16 protein-coding genes and 1 pseudogene are annotated in these 12696 nt (G+C 50.5%); 9 read left to right on the plus strand and 8 right to left on the minus strand.

Annotated features, from left to right (window positions below; translation table 11 throughout):
• Window positions 1–165: 165 nt before the first annotated feature.
• The 3 genes and pseudogenes from KWG61_RS03135 to KWG61_RS17015 all read right to left on the minus strand — a co-directional run.
• On the minus strand, window positions 166–399 hold the full coding sequence (locus tag KWG61_RS03135; RefSeq protein WP_230266497.1) for a helix-turn-helix transcriptional regulator: 234 nt from the start codon (window positions 397–399) through the stop codon (window positions 166–168).
• A gap of 580 nt (window positions 400–979) precedes the next feature.
• Complete coding sequence (lon, locus tag KWG61_RS03140) at window positions 980–2584, minus strand: endopeptidase La (RefSeq protein WP_367614322.1); 1605 nt, start codon at window positions 2582–2584, stop codon at window positions 980–982.
• 227 nt (window positions 2585–2811) lie between these two features.
• Window positions 2812–3267: pseudogene (locus KWG61_RS17015) on the minus strand (LON peptidase substrate-binding domain-containing protein); the annotation flags it as partial.
• A 196-nt stretch (window positions 3268–3463) separates the two neighbouring features.
• Here KWG61_RS17015 and KWG61_RS03145 point away from each other — a divergent pair.
• The 3 genes from KWG61_RS03145 (at window position 3464) to KWG61_RS03155 (ending at window position 5950) form a co-directional block, all read left to right on the plus strand.
• Window positions 3464–3823, plus strand: coding sequence for a helix-turn-helix domain-containing protein (locus KWG61_RS03145; protein ID WP_230266499.1), 360 nt, complete (start codon window positions 3464–3466; stop codon window positions 3821–3823).
• Between the two features lie 756 nt (window positions 3824–4579).
• Window positions 4580–5104: an HdeD family acid-resistance protein gene (locus tag KWG61_RS03150; protein ID WP_230266500.1), complete on the plus strand. Its 525-nt coding sequence runs from the start codon at window positions 4580–4582 to the stop codon at window positions 5102–5104.
• A 303-nt stretch (window positions 5105–5407) separates the two neighbouring features.
• Complete coding sequence (locus KWG61_RS03155) at window positions 5408–5950, plus strand: DUF1643 domain-containing protein (protein ID WP_230266501.1); 543 nt, start codon at window positions 5408–5410, stop codon at window positions 5948–5950.
• A gap of 9 nt (window positions 5951–5959) precedes the next feature.
• Here the strand turns inward: KWG61_RS03155 and KWG61_RS03160 are convergent, their stop codons facing one another.
• Window positions 5960–6193, minus strand: a complete 234-nt coding sequence (locus KWG61_RS03160; protein ID WP_242744906.1) for a hypothetical protein — start codon at window positions 6191–6193, stop codon at window positions 5960–5962.
• 442 nt (window positions 6194–6635) lie between these two features.
• Here KWG61_RS03160 and KWG61_RS03165 point away from each other — a divergent pair, with 442 nt between their 5' ends.
• The 3 genes from KWG61_RS03165 (at window position 6636) to KWG61_RS03175 (ending at window position 8682) form a co-directional block, all read left to right on the plus strand.
• Entirely contained in the window at window positions 6636–7589 is a 954-nt protein-coding gene (locus KWG61_RS03165; protein WP_367614323.1) for a CapA family protein, read from the plus strand.
• Window positions 7590–7840: 251 nt separating this feature from the next.
• Entirely contained in the window at window positions 7841–8257 is a 417-nt protein-coding gene (locus KWG61_RS03170) for a hypothetical protein (RefSeq protein ID WP_242744907.1), read from the plus strand.
• Window positions 8254–8682, plus strand: coding sequence for a C39 family peptidase (locus KWG61_RS03175; protein WP_242744908.1), 429 nt, complete (start codon window positions 8254–8256; stop codon window positions 8680–8682). The genes KWG61_RS03170 and KWG61_RS03175 overlap by 4 nt, the downstream gene beginning before the upstream one ends.
• On the opposite strand, the gene KWG61_RS03180 is transcribed toward KWG61_RS03175, so the two are convergent.
• Entirely contained in the window at window positions 8625–9239 is a 615-nt protein-coding gene (locus tag KWG61_RS03180; RefSeq protein WP_242744909.1) for an EamA family transporter, read from the minus strand. The two genes, KWG61_RS03175 and KWG61_RS03180, sit on opposite strands and share 58 nt — an antisense overlap.
• Window positions 9236–9787 (minus strand): EamA family transporter, encoded by a 552-nt coding sequence (locus KWG61_RS03185; RefSeq protein ID WP_242745534.1) that lies wholly within the window; start codon window positions 9785–9787, stop codon window positions 9236–9238. Before KWG61_RS03185 ends, KWG61_RS03180 begins: the two co-directional genes overlap by 4 nt.
• Window positions 9788–10038: 251 nt before the next feature.
• On the opposite strand from KWG61_RS03185, the gene KWG61_RS03190 reads away from it, so the two are divergent.
• The 3 genes from KWG61_RS03190 (at window position 10039) to KWG61_RS03200 (ending at window position 11686) form a co-directional block, all read left to right on the plus strand.
• The gene (locus KWG61_RS03190) at window positions 10039–10362 is read left to right on the plus strand and encodes a TetR/AcrR family transcriptional regulator (RefSeq protein WP_242744910.1); all 324 of its coding nucleotides are present in this window, start codon (window positions 10039–10041) and stop codon (window positions 10360–10362) included.
• 8 nt (window positions 10363–10370) lie between these two features.
• Window positions 10371–10607, plus strand: coding sequence for a TetR-like C-terminal domain-containing protein (locus KWG61_RS03195; protein ID WP_242744911.1), 237 nt, complete (start codon window positions 10371–10373; stop codon window positions 10605–10607).
• A gap of 215 nt (window positions 10608–10822) precedes the next feature.
• The gene (locus KWG61_RS03200) at window positions 10823–11686 is read left to right on the plus strand and encodes a GyrI-like domain-containing protein (RefSeq protein ID WP_242744912.1); all 864 of its coding nucleotides are present in this window, start codon (window positions 10823–10825) and stop codon (window positions 11684–11686) included.
• A gap of 143 nt (window positions 11687–11829) precedes the next feature.
• On the opposite strand, the gene KWG61_RS15865 is transcribed toward KWG61_RS03200, so the two are convergent.
• Together KWG61_RS15865 and KWG61_RS15870 are read right to left on the minus strand one after the other, a co-directional pair.
• Window positions 11830–12141, minus strand: coding sequence for a laccase domain-containing protein (locus tag KWG61_RS15865; RefSeq protein WP_256460764.1), 312 nt, complete (start codon window positions 12139–12141; stop codon window positions 11830–11832).
• Complete coding sequence (locus KWG61_RS15870) at window positions 12141–12605, minus strand: laccase domain-containing protein (RefSeq protein ID WP_256460765.1); 465 nt, start codon at window positions 12603–12605, stop codon at window positions 12141–12143. Before KWG61_RS15870 ends, KWG61_RS15865 begins: the two co-directional genes overlap by 1 nt.
• Between the last annotated feature and the right edge of the window lie 91 nt (window positions 12606–12696).

Here is a 12696-nt window from a genome sequence, read left to right on the forward strand (position 1 = left end):
GGCTGCCCGAAGAAGCAGAGCTTTTGAGCAGACCGCACGAGTGCCTTTTCGCGGATCTTGCAAACAAAAGAAAACCGCTTCCGGTCAGGGAAGCGGCAGAGCGGATTTTGAAAGGGACTCCGGCCATGTTACAGGATTACAGATTCAGCCGAGACCCGACGGGGGTCAGGCGGTTGTGGAGTCAGCGGAATCGTCGCGTTTGACGTAGGTCAGTAGAATATCATAGCCAAGAGTTTCAAGAATTTTGATGAACGTCTTGTTGATCAGGTTCTCGTTGTTTTTGATGATTCGGTTGGCGTAGGAAGGGGTGATTCCAATCGCCTGGGCCAGTTTGGCCTGCGTCATCTGAGCCTGTACAGCCTTCACTTTAATATCCAGCTCAAGGTTATTTTTCAGCATTCCATTCGTCTCCTTTCAATTGAGTTACAATGCAATCTTAGAGGGATTGGATTATTTTGTAAACAAAACCAAGAATCCCTTTTAAAAATGTTCGAAATAATCAAAAAAACAGCATCCAGTCCAACTTTTAAACCTGTTTCTGAAAGAATCAGTTGATTAAGATGAAAGAAAACACAAAATAAGATATAAATATTAACATTTGCATTTACAGTAGAAACTTTAAAAATATACGATCCCAATGATAAAACCGTATAAAGATAGCAGTGTCATTACAGGAGTCATCAATTTTGCAAAGATAAAGATAATTTATTTAGATATAGTTTTCTCATGAACAATGGAGTAGATAAATCAACAAAATGCGATTGGAAACCAATCCTAAAAAGATAAACGTAAAGCCATGAAAAAGCGCATGAAACCTGCGAAATTCGCAGAAACACATGCGCTTTCATATTTTCAGAAATTAAGAAAGATTGGGATATCCCCGTCAGGACAGGCCGCCTTTTCCTGAAAAACTGCAGTTTTCAAAAATCGGATGGTCTTCAAAGAGACAATATGCCTCTGTCAAGTCTTAAATCTGTGCCTAGATCGAAACGGTGGCGTTTACGGCAGCGAGCGCCGGCAGTTTTGGTGTCTGCAGGTGCACGCCAAGGGTATGAGCGAGGACTTCTTCCACGCGGGAAACCGGGATGATTTCCAGAGCGTTTTTGACTTCTTCGTCCACCTCAGCCAGGTCGCGTTCGTTGTCAGCCGGAATCAGCACTTTGCGAATGCCTGCACGCATGGCCCCGAACAGTTTTTCCTTCAGACCGCCGATCGGAAGCACTTCGCCGGAAAGCGAAAGTTCGCCCGTCATCGCGATGTGGGAATCGACCGGTTTGCCTAACGCCAGAGAAGCCAGAGCCGTCATGATCGTGATGCCGGCACTCGGTCCGTCTTTTGGCGTGGCGCCAGCCGGGAAGTGGATATGGATATCCTGTTTGGCAAATTCGAGCGTATCGAGCGGCAGATGGGATTTCAGTACGGAATAGGAAATCCGTGCCGATTCCTTCATGACATCGCCCAGCTGACCCGTCAGGATCATCTGGCCGCTGCCGGGCATCGAAGCCGCTTCAATGTAGAGCACTTTGCCGCCTACAGCCGTCCAGGCCAGACCCGTAACGACGCCGACTGGATTGCTTTCCTTCACTTTTTCGTGACGGACAGCGATCGGACCGAAAATGTCCGCCAGATCGTCTTTCGTTACGCGTACCGGTCCGGCGTTTTCCACCATATCGACCGCTTTGACCCGGCAGATTTTCGCCAGCTGCTTTTTCAGACCGCGGCATCCGGCTTCCATCGTGTAGGAATTGATGATTTCACGGATCGCATCGTCTTCAATCTGAAGCTGAGACGCGTCGATGCCGTGTTCTTCCATCACTTCGCCAAGCAGATGGTCTTTGGCAATCACGAATTTTTCCGAAGGCGTGTAGCTCGAAAGGGAAATGACTTCCATACGGTCGAGCAGCGGTCCGGGGATCGTGTCGAGCGAGTTGGCGGTGGCAATGAACATGACATCGCTCAGATCGTAAGGCAGATCCAGGTAGTGATCGGTAAAGGTGTCGTTCTGTTCCGGGTCGAGTACTTCCAGCATGGCTGCCGAAGGATCGCCCGCAAAGCCGCCGGCCATCATCTTGTCGAGCTCGTCGAGAATCATTACCGGGTTGGTGGCTTTGGCGTTTTTCATCGCCTTGAGCACGCGGCCGCTCATGGCGCCGACGTACGTACGTCGATGACCGCGGATTTCGGATTCGTCACGGATGCCGCCTAAGGACAGACGGGTGTACGGACGATGGAGCGCCTTGGCGATGGATTTTCCCAGAGACGTTTTGCCGGTTCCGGGAGGACCAACGAGCAGAATGGCGCTGCCGCGGTTGGTCTTGCGCAGTTTCATGACCGCAAGGTGCTCGATAATGCGCTGTTTGACTTTTTCCATGCCTGCATGACGCTCATCGAGAATTTCGCGGGCTTTCTGCAGATCGGGTTCGAAGATTTCTTCCTTTTTCCAGGGAAGAGAGAGTGCAAACTCGAGGTAGTTCTTGAGCAGTTCGGCTTCTGCGGACTGCGGGTTGGTGCTTTCAGGCGCGCAGCATCTTCGAGAAGCGCCTTCTGGTTTTCCTCGGACATGCCGGAAGCGGCAATGCGGGATTTGTAGTCGGAATCTGGAGAGGTCTCGCCGGCTTCGTCGCTTTCATCGAGCTCGCTCTGGATGGCGTTCAGCTGACGGAGCAGAGCCTGACGGCGATAAAACTCGCTCGCTTCTCTGGACAGCTTCTCGTTCATTTCCATGTTGAGGGTAATTTCCTCTTTCTGGCGAAGGAGATAGTCGATGAAGCGAAGCGCGCGTTCCTTATCGGAATCCATGCAGATCAGCCCGTAGCATTCCGCCGTCGACATGTTGATGTACTGGGACAGGAAGGCGATCAGCTGGTTGAGAGAAGAGTATTCATTCACCCGGCGGGCCAGATGTCTTCCGCCCTGGAAGCCCGAGGAGACTTCCTTAACAAGTTCTTTGATATAGGAAACCATCTGTTTCCTGGATTTGTCGTCAAGATCATCGATGGCCGGAGCTTCGGTCCACTCGCAGAGGGGTCCGTCTGCGCTGCGCGAAACAATGCAGATACGCTTGAGCGCCTTGACCATCAGGACGTTTTCGTCTTCTTCCTTTTCGATCCCGGTCGCTTCGCAAAGCAGACCGTACGCGCGGAGATTGTCATTTCCCGGTCGAGCGAGATCGTCCTCACCGCTGAAAACTGCGAAGGGCTCCTGCAGGAGTCGTTCGATTTCGTTTTGCGGCAGATTTTTCAGCCGGAGGATTGTATCAGGCAGCATAAACGTGCCGGCAACTCGCAGAAAAGGTGATTCTGTTCTTTTGTCGTTCAATTTGTAAATCCTCACTTTCTAATGAGTAGACAGTATATATAACTGGTACGGAAAATGTAAATACTATCAAAAAACATACTAACAAAGTTATGTATACCATAGGAGCCGCCGTTCATGGTAAGATAGCCCACGAAAGGGGTGCACGATGCAGAAACTGATTATTTATAAAGATGATGAATGTTCGATGAAACGGGCATGCAAGGCGCTGGAGGGAAAATGGAAAATCCCTGTGATCTACGTTCTGTGTGTCAACGGAACCCTGCGCTACAGTCAGCTTCGCCAGGCGTTAGGCATAACCAACGTCATGCTTTCCAATACCCTGAAAGATCTGGAAGAGGAAGGCCTGATCGAACGCAATGCCTACAACGAAATCCCGCCCCGTGTTGATTATTCTCTGAGCGAACTTTCTCGCGAGCTCGTTCCCGTCCTTCTTTCTTTCTCCCACTGGGGACAGAAGCTGATGGAATGCGATCTGGATTCCGAGGACGAGTGCGATCTTCTCTAAAGCCTGCCCAGCCATTCCTTTTTGTTCAACTTGCCTGTATTCCAAAGGGGTCGAATACTCTGGACGTCTCGAACGGACGTCTTTTTTCATGGAAAGATGAACGGAGCGGGCTGCTGAAATTTCAAAAAAGCGACCGGTCAGAGAGACAGAAATCTCAAAAAACAAAAAATTCAAAAAGCGAGAAATCCAGAACGGCAGAGGAAAAGGAAAAGGAAGGTACTCCCTTCAGACGGCTCATAGAAAAACCGTGAATCCAAAGGTCGATTCACGGCATGCGCGCATCCAGAGGGATGGACAGTCCGGGCCAGAATAGAGGATACGATGAGCACAAACCCTCTGCTGTACGAACCGGAACAATCTCAGACGCAGAAATCCTGATAGAAAGAGAAAAATTAAGAAATCTGAAGAATCAGAAAAAGGGCACTCGCCAGAAGGTGCTTTGGAAGGTCCGTGACTGTTCGGATCTGCACGCGGGCAAGAATTCCAAAAAATATATATAACGGATATAAAGCCTGTATACATCCGATCGGATTCTTTACTGAAATCATTTCTTTTGTTCACCGGAGTCTGGTGGGAAAACCCCGCGAGCCGCTGTCATATTGAAAAAGTCCGGCATTCCGCCGGGGGAAAGAAAGAAGCCGATATAATCCAAGTATAAAGATCCCATAAAAGAACGGAATTATGGAAAAGCGTGACAGACACCGATGAACACCGCTTTTTCCAGATTTCGCCAGACCGGGATGAAAGGAGTTTCGTATGAACAAGTCTTCTTTTGGATGGTATCGCGTGCTCTATATTATTCTTTCCATTCTTTACATGTTTGCGGGCATGATGCTCATCACCTATCCGGGAATGTTTGCTGGATCCATGATTTACATGATCGGTTTCCTGGCCATCCTGTATGGATGCATTCTGATCGCTTCCTATTTCATGGCCGTCAATTTCAAGCTTCCCTTTACGCTCATTGCCGGCGGCGTTCTGATTCTGCTTGGCATTCTGATTTGCTGCAATCTGTTTGAAGCGTCGATCGCGTTAGGCGTTATCGCCGCCATCGGTTTCATGGTTGTCGGCGCCTTTAAGATTTATCAGGCCGTATTTGTTAAGAACATCGGCATTTCCAGCTGGTGGTCCATTCTGCTTCTCGGTATCTGCAACCTGATCATCGGTCTGATTCTGATTTTCAATTTGAACGATTCCGGAACTCTGATCACCGTTCTGATTGGTACCAACCTGTTAGTCAACGGCGTATCCGACCTGATGCTTGGCATCATGGCTTTCTAGTTCCGTTCGTTATACCCGTTTTACCCCTTTCTATATTTTCTCCTCTCCAGTAGTTTGAGGCGTTTCCTCCTTTCTCTTGGGCAGCCGGTATGTGCAGACCGGCTGCCTTTTATAGTTCGGGCACCACAGCCCGCAGAAAAAATGGCCAATGCTAGTCTGAAGACAGAATCAGTTACAGGCTTCGGCAAGCCGGTATGTAAAGCCGGAAAAGCGGATCGAAGAGAATTTCTTCTTACTCAAGGTGTTTCAAAAGAATTCCCGCCGCGATCTGTTCGAACGCCGAAGCAGAAAGGAAGCACGAATATGGAAGAAGCCATGATGGACCCTTCTCGAGTCATTTATCAGACAAATGCGGACAATACAGCCCGTTATGTCATTGGAGAAAAAGGGGACAACCCTCTGATTGTAATGAGCATCAACCCGTCGCACGGAACGCCAGAACGCACGACCCCGACACTTGGCACCATCCGTCACATCGCTCAGGCGTACGGCTATGACGGCTGGATTGTTCTCTGCCTGTATCCGCAGCGCGCAACGCATCTTGACGAACTGGACGAAGTTGCCAATCCGCAGTGGATCGCCGAAAACGATAAAGTTATCGCCGACATTTTCTCGCAGTATCCCAATCACAGGATCTGGGCAGCCTGGGGCACACACTACAAAATGAGAAGCTATTTCCCGGAATGCCTCTCCAACATTCTTAAGATCGCCGATCAGTACGGCATGAGCTGGATGCATTATGGAACGCTCGATGAAGACGGAACTCCGCGCTATTGCCTCTATCTGGAAAACGGAGAAGGCTGGGCGCCCTTTGATGCACAGGCGTTCCTGAACCGCACATTCTAAAATCAGGCTCTAAACGCCAGTACCAGATTCAGAAACCAAATTAAAAACACCAAATATTTCGCATGAAAAACGGATGCCGCACAAACGCAAAGCGGCATCCGTTTTCTGTTTCCGGCGCGCCTGAACCGATTCCGACCGTTCTGTCGAGGGATCGTCTTTGAACCGGGAATCTGTAAGCGCACCGTAAGACAGTGAGAATAGAATTCCAGAGCAGAGATCTTTATAATTTTTCAGCGCATCCATTTTTTGTTGATGAATCCGCACGAAAGAGCAGACAGAAAATGTACAGACAGGAGAAAAAGACGCATGGCAGATCCAAGAAAAACGACCCGCAAGCCGGGAAAGAAAAAGAAAAAGCAAAATTCATAAAGGCCGTCTGGCGATTCTCATTGCTGCGTTTGCTCTGGTAATCGCCGCAGCTGGTGCCGGCGTATATGGGCTTGGACGTCTGATTTTTCTTCTTTTCAGAGCGAAACACGAAGTACCGATGTCAACGGGGCCATTCTTCCTTTTGAAAACCATGCGCCGACCACAAAAATTCTCTCGTGTTTACCGGCGTAGGGGACAATCTTCTGCACGATCGTCTGTACACCACATTTGAAGAAAAATACGGAAACCGCCAATTTCTGAAACAGTACGATGCGCTCGTTCCGTATCTGGAAAAAGCAATCTCAACTACATCAATCTGGAGACGCTTCTGGCCGGCGACGCCTACGGGTTCAGCGGGTATCCAGCGTTTAACGGTCCAAGCGAATACTTTGACGCGCTGGCGAAAGCCGGTTTCAACTGGATTTCCGCTGCGTCCAACCACACCCTCGACATGGGCGATCAGGCGGTAAAGGATGAACTCGCCTACGCCAGAGAACATGTCCCCAATGTCAGCGTCACCGGCATTCACGATTCGCAGGAAAACGCGGACACCCCGGTTGTACGCGAAATTAACGGGATCAAAGTCGGTCTGGCTACATTTACCTTCGGTCAGAACGCCAACGCGTGGCCGGCAGACGGCTGGCTGATCGACGCCTATCGGAATCCGGATTATTCCATTAACTACGATCTGCTTGATGCGCGGCTGGACGCGCTCAACGCAGCCAGCGACGTTCAGATTATTTCCGTTCACTGGGGAACGGAATACGAAACCGTTCCGAATGAAGAACAGAAAACGCTGGCGGCTTACTTCCATTCCAAAGGTGTAGAAGCGGTCATCGGAACTCATCCCCATGTGATTCAGCCTGTGGAAATGATTCATGACGAAAATCAGGAAACCCTCGTCTACTATTCGCTGGGCAACCTGCTTTCCGGTCAGGATACCAATGACCGAATGGTCGGCGGCATGGCCAGTTTCCAGCTCAATTACGATCCAGAAACCCAGAAAGCTTCGTTTGAAGACGTTCGCTTTATTCCGACCGTTACCCTCATCAACGACGCTGCCGATGAATTTGGTGTTACCGTCTACGACGATTACACCGATGAGCAGGGTGCAACGCATTACATCACGACTCAGAAAGGTCTGGATATGTCCAAAGCCTGGATTACGGACTACGTTCACTCGGTAATGGGCGAATCGACTGAAGACTATACCATCTGCATCGATACGGATCCTGCATGGAGTTCCGAACAGAAAAGTTCCGGGCAATAAGCCCGGCTTTTCACTCTCTGCAGGCCAAACCTGCTGCTATTGATGAATCCATCAAAGGAAAATCCAAACCATTTAAAACGCACAACCCTTAGAAAGTGAGAAAGCCGCTATGCCCGAAACCCGACCAACTCCCGCTAAAAGAACGCTTCTCCTTCTCCTGCAAAAGCTGCCGGAGCACCTAAAGCGAAAAAGACACAAAAGAAGAAAAACTCAGAACGGATCGCATTCTGATTCTCGTACTGGCCGCCTGCGTGCTTGTCGGCCTTTGCGGCTGGGGAATTTATGCCCTGACCAGAACGTTCTCTGGACAGGACCAGGAAACCGAACAGCAGCTCCCTGCGGTTTCTGCGGAAGAAATTGAAGCGATTCAAAAGCCAGAAGCCATTTCTCAGGAAACGTTTGATGCGCTCAAAACGCAGGCGCTATCGGATCCTGAGTCCCTGCCTTCCCGCCATGCCGCAAATCTGCTGGGTCATATTGAGGAATACGACGAAGACATTCTCGCCTTCTATTTGCGCGATGATGACCGCTATGAATTCGTAAGCCAGTGGCCAGACCGGGAAAACCTGCAGACTCCTGTGGCATCCCTTGAAGAAAGCCTTGAGACGGTTCCCGCCCTTTACAGTGGGATCTGCGCTGGGGCTATCAGCCGTATGGCGATTCCATGATTTATGCGGCCGGCTGCGCGCCGACGACGATGTCGATGGTCGCTTCCTATCTCAATCAGGACGAGACGCTGACCCCAAGAAAAATTGCGGACTGGGCGGATGCGAGCGGTCAGTATTCGCCCGGTCAGGGCACGCTGTACACGTTCTTTACCGATGCGGCTGCCGAGTATGGACTGAACGTAGAATCCATTCCGGTGGATTCGGCTTCCATTGAAGACGCAGCGGCGCAGGGAAAAATCATGATTTTCCATCTGCTTCCCGGAACGTTTACCACGTTTGGACATTTTGTGGTCGTACCGGGCGTCGAAAACGGACGGCTGAAAATCAACGATCCCAATTCCATCGAACGCTCTTCCCACCTCTGGGATTACAGCCAGGTACTTCCGGAAACGGCGGCAATCTGGGCGTATTCCAAAGCGGAGTAGACACAACGAAAGACAGAGCGGCAGCACAAAGATAAACGAAAACGGTCTCTGCAGAGCCCGGGCGAGTGATCGCCATGGCCTGCAGGGACCGTTTCTCTTTTGAAATGCGGTGTGACGAAACGAAAAACTTTAAAGCGCTTTTCGTAAAAATGACTTCGGATGGAAATTAGAAAACAGGGAAGTCTGCCTAAAGAAGCATGACGAGCGTACCGACGGTCAGAAGAAGCAGACCGGCCAGCGCTTTTTGGAAAGCCGCTCATGAAAGACAATCCACGAAAAGAGGACGGTAACGAGAATGGACAGCTTGTCGATTGAATGACAACGCTGGCCTGTCCCTGCTGCAAAGCGGCGTAAAAGCACAGCCAGCTTGCGCCGGTGGCCACGCCGGAAAGGCAGATGAAAAACAGTTCCTTTCTGGAAATATGGCGCAGGGTGTTCTGCTTTTTCGTCACGAAGACCATGACCCATGCCATGATCAGAACGACAATCGTTCGAATGGCGGTACCAAGATTGGAATCTACGTTTTCAATGCCGACCTTGCCTAGAATCGATGTCAAAGAGGCGAAAACCGCCGAGGCGATCGCGTAAAGCAGCCAGCTTTTGGACGTACTGCTCTCTTTCTTGTTTGCGGTGTTTTTCTGCGGGGAAGCTCTGGCTTTTTTCGACGCGCCAGATACTGGGCGAGCGGATCGAGATCGAGCATCATCCACGTTCCCGCCATAATCAGAACTGTACCGAGAATCTTATAGCCGGAAACCGTTTCGTGAAGGAGCAGAAACGAAAGAAGAATGGTCAGAACGACGCTCAGCTTATCGACTGCGGCAACCTGAGAAACCGGTCCGGTGGACAGCGCCTTAAAGTAGCAGAGCCAGCTGGCGCCGGTCGCCAGACCGGAAAGGACAAGAAACAGCAGGCTTTTCGGGCTGATCGAAGAAATCTGGCCGCCGACATGCGTGATCCAGACGATCAGCCAGGTAAACAGTAAAACAACAATGGTGCGTATGGCCGTAGCCGTAGTGGAGTCCGTCCGTCGAATGCCGAGCTTGGCCAGAATAGCCGTTACGCCCGCAAAGAAGGCGGAGCCAAACGCGTAAAGAACCCACATGATGATCACCTCGGCTCCATTTTAGGTCTGTTTCCTTTGCGGTGACGTCCGACAAACCGGAATCCGGCCAAACTCCTGGATTTTGACCGAGGAGCTCTGGCCGAATGAGAAGAAAGGATTATTCTGTTAATGAGGAGGTACGAAGCTGTCTAAAAATAAAGCGTCTGGGACAAGCTTCCTGTACAATCATCTTCATAGCCAGAAGAAGGGAGAGTGCCGCAGAAACCTGTCGGCCTCAAGGGGAAAAGAGTATGAAGCAGACTCGAAAAGCAATTCAGGACGCGTATATCGCACTGTGTGAAAAGAAGCCTGCAGATAAGATCACGGTCAAGGAAATCGTGGAAATCTGCGGAATTAACCGGAACTCTTTTTATTACCATTTTGAAGATCTTCCCAGTCTGACCGTGTCTATCATGGAAGACCAGATCCGCCAGGCTATGTATGCGCCGGAGGTGGAAAGTCTTCAGGAAGGATTTCTGCGCTGCGCGCAGTGTTTTCAGGACAATATCGCCTTTTACCGGAATGTCTACTACTCCAAAACCGTGAAGTGCTCGATTATCAGATCCGCTGTCTGATCGATGAAATGCTTGGACGGCTTCTGAACCACAGCCTGTTCGTGCATTACGATATCAGCGAGGAAGATCAGGAAATCATCACTTCCGTTTACCGTATGGAAATGCTGGGGCTGCTGTTTGGCTGGCTTCAGGAAGGCATGAAATACGATCTGCCCACCCGCTATCGCCGCGTATTTGAACTGCGCCGCGGGACCGCGGAAATGATGGCCCGGCGCGCCGACCGCTCCGGCCGCTGCGCGCACTGATCCACAAAAAGAAATCGCGTCCTCCATAAGAAATCCAGGAGGCGGCAGCCAGTGACAGGCTGCCACCTCCTTTGTCATACTGGTGGGCAAAAAGCTGCAGATCTGCCCAGTCCGTTTTTCGGTGAAAGAAAAATTCAGAGCTTTTCGCCTGCTGCGCTTGCCTCTCCCGTCTGGGGAGGGATTACACTGAAGACGCTTACGCAAAGGAGCGATGCATGATCTCGATTGGAAAAATGCCACAGGCTTGTCCGATGAGCGTCAAAACGCTGCGCTGGTATGACCAGATTGGCCCGCTTCACCCGGAATATGTTGATGAGAAAACTGGGTTTCGCTACTGTGCGCCCGAACAGATTGAGCAGATTCTGCTCATACGGCGCTATAAGCGCTTCGGCTTTTCGCTGCAGGAAATCGGCGAACTTCTGCAGGCGTCTCAAACACAGATTCAAAAGGCGCCTGCCCATAAGCTTGAAGAGATGCAGATCCAGATCGAAAGCCAGCGCCAGAGACAGGAAGAAATTCGACAGATTCTTTCGGACAGGCCGGAAAGGATTTTTATGAACCGTACAACTGAACTGGTAAAAACCGAAAAGACACCGGTCTATGCACTCCATGCCGTTACGTCGATTGCTGAATACGGCGGACTGATGAGCCGCCTTTTTGAAGAAGCGGACAAAAACAGCTCCGTCTGTGCGGCGCGCCGGGAACCCGGTATCTCGATCAGGACTTTAATCCGGAAAAACGGAACTGGAAGTCTTCTTCCCGTCTGCCCTGCCGGGCAGGCAAACGGGGAGATCGGCGGTGATTTGTGCGTTCGCGTTCTCCATACGGGAAACTACAGTACGCTCAGCGAATCGTATGGAGCGGCGCTGAAATGGATCGAAGAAAACGGCTATGCGATCGTCAATGCTCCCTATGAACTGTATTTGAGCGATCCTCGCACGGATCCAGATCCTGCAGACTGGAAAACCGAAATTTTTTCCGGTCACTCCAAAGTCGTAAGCGGACGCTCAACGGGATTTTGCCGGGCAACTCAGCCGGCTATGACAAAGTCGGAAAAGCAATCTTCCAGAAATCTATAGAATTACACGTCATAGAATGAAAAAGAAGAGGTCTTTGCGAAATGCATCCAGAACGATCGGACCCATGTCCGATCGCATATCCGGCTTTCGCAAAGCCTCTTTTGCGTTTAACAAATTTCTGTTTTCCAAAAGCAGCAAAGGATTTACTTCGCAGTTGACGGTTTTTCCTTTGAGGAGTCGATGTAAATCCAGGAAAAATGTTCGCCGCAGTTTCGACCGTCGCGCCGATAGGAAAAACATTCTGGGGACGTTTTCGTATCGGTCGAACTGAGGTGAATGTTCTCTGCGGGAATTCCGTATTTCTGAAGCATGTGGATCTGCAGCGCCTGATGATCGATCAGAAAACGGCCGTTTTCCTGCGGAAAGATGACATCGCTTAAATCGAGATCGTATTCTTTCGCCATTTTTTCAAACGCTTCGACGACATCTTCCTGCACTTCAAAGGAATCTTTCATCAGCGAAGGCGAAAAGCGAACCTGAAGCGTAGCGGGATGGAGCAGTCCATCCTTTTTAACGCCTCGAGAAGGTGAATCAGAATCGCCTGAGCCGTTCCGCGCCAGCCGGAATGGACAGCTGCGACGAAGGGCACGGCGGGATCGTAAAGAAGAATGCCAAGGCAGTCGGCCGTAAAGACGCCGATGAGCACGTCTGGATCGGTCGTATACAGACCGTCGGTTTCCAGAATGGAACTTTCTGCTTCCAGCGCACCGCGGCCGCGATCCTGCGCAGAAACGCGAACAACTCGGCCTGTATGTTTCTGCCAGGCGAGCACCCAGTGATCAAGAGGAAGGGTATCCTGAGCGAGCAGCGCTCTCGCATTTAAAACGTCTTCGGGATTGTCGCAAATATGGAGGGCGAGACTGCCGCGCTCCGGGACTTCGGGCGTTTGAGTGTATAACCGCCATGGATGGCGGAACATGAAAATGGTTCAAGATTCAGATGATTTCTGTTCATGAATTCAGTATATAGCGTCGGTAATCCGACAGGCATCTGAATAGGCAAAGGGTAAC

This window comes from Allobaculum sp. Allo2 (assembly GCF_022701175.1).
GTDB classification, from domain to species: domain Bacteria; phylum Bacillota_I; class Bacilli_A; order Erysipelotrichales; family Erysipelotrichaceae; genus Allobaculum; species Allobaculum fili.

Excerpts from the sequence above, each read along its gene's own strand:
- KWG61_RS03145 (WP_230266499.1), top strand. The coding sequence starts at position 3,464 with ATGCAGAAACTGATTATTTATAAAGATGATGAATGTTCGATGAAACGG.
- KWG61_RS03150 (WP_230266500.1), top strand. The coding sequence starts at position 4,580 with ATGAACAAGTCTTCTTTTGGATGGTATCGCGTGCTCTATATTATTCTT.
- KWG61_RS03195 (WP_242744911.1), top strand. The coding sequence starts at position 10,371 with ATGCTTGGACGGCTTCTGAACCACAGCCTGTTCGTGCATTACGATATC.
- KWG61_RS15870 (WP_256460765.1), bottom strand. The coding sequence starts at position 12,605 with ATGTTCCGCCATCCATGGCGGTTATACACTCAAACGCCCGAAGTCCCG.
- KWG61_RS03135 (WP_230266497.1), bottom strand. The coding sequence starts at position 399 with ATGCTGAAAAATAACCTTGAGCTGGATATTAAAGTGAAGGCTGTACAG.
- KWG61_RS03200 (WP_242744912.1), top strand. The coding sequence starts at position 10,823 with ATGATCTCGATTGGAAAAATGCCACAGGCTTGTCCGATGAGCGTCAAA.
- KWG61_RS03155 (WP_230266501.1), top strand. The coding sequence starts at position 5,408 with ATGGAAGAAGCCATGATGGACCCTTCTCGAGTCATTTATCAGACAAAT.
- KWG61_RS03160 (WP_242744906.1), bottom strand. The coding sequence starts at position 6,193 with ATGGATGCGCTGAAAAATTATAAAGATCTCTGCTCTGGAATTCTATTC.
- KWG61_RS15865 (WP_256460764.1), bottom strand. The coding sequence starts at position 12,141 with ATGAAAGATTCCTTTGAAGTGCAGGAAGATGTCGTCGAAGCGTTTGAA.
- KWG61_RS03175 (WP_242744908.1), top strand. The coding sequence starts at position 8,254 with ATGATTTATGCGGCCGGCTGCGCGCCGACGACGATGTCGATGGTCGCT.
- KWG61_RS03185 (WP_242745534.1), bottom strand. The coding sequence starts at position 9,787 with ATGTGGGTTCTTTACGCGTTTGGCTCCGCCTTCTTTGCGGGCGTAACG.
- KWG61_RS03190 (WP_242744910.1), top strand. The coding sequence starts at position 10,039 with ATGAAGCAGACTCGAAAAGCAATTCAGGACGCGTATATCGCACTGTGT.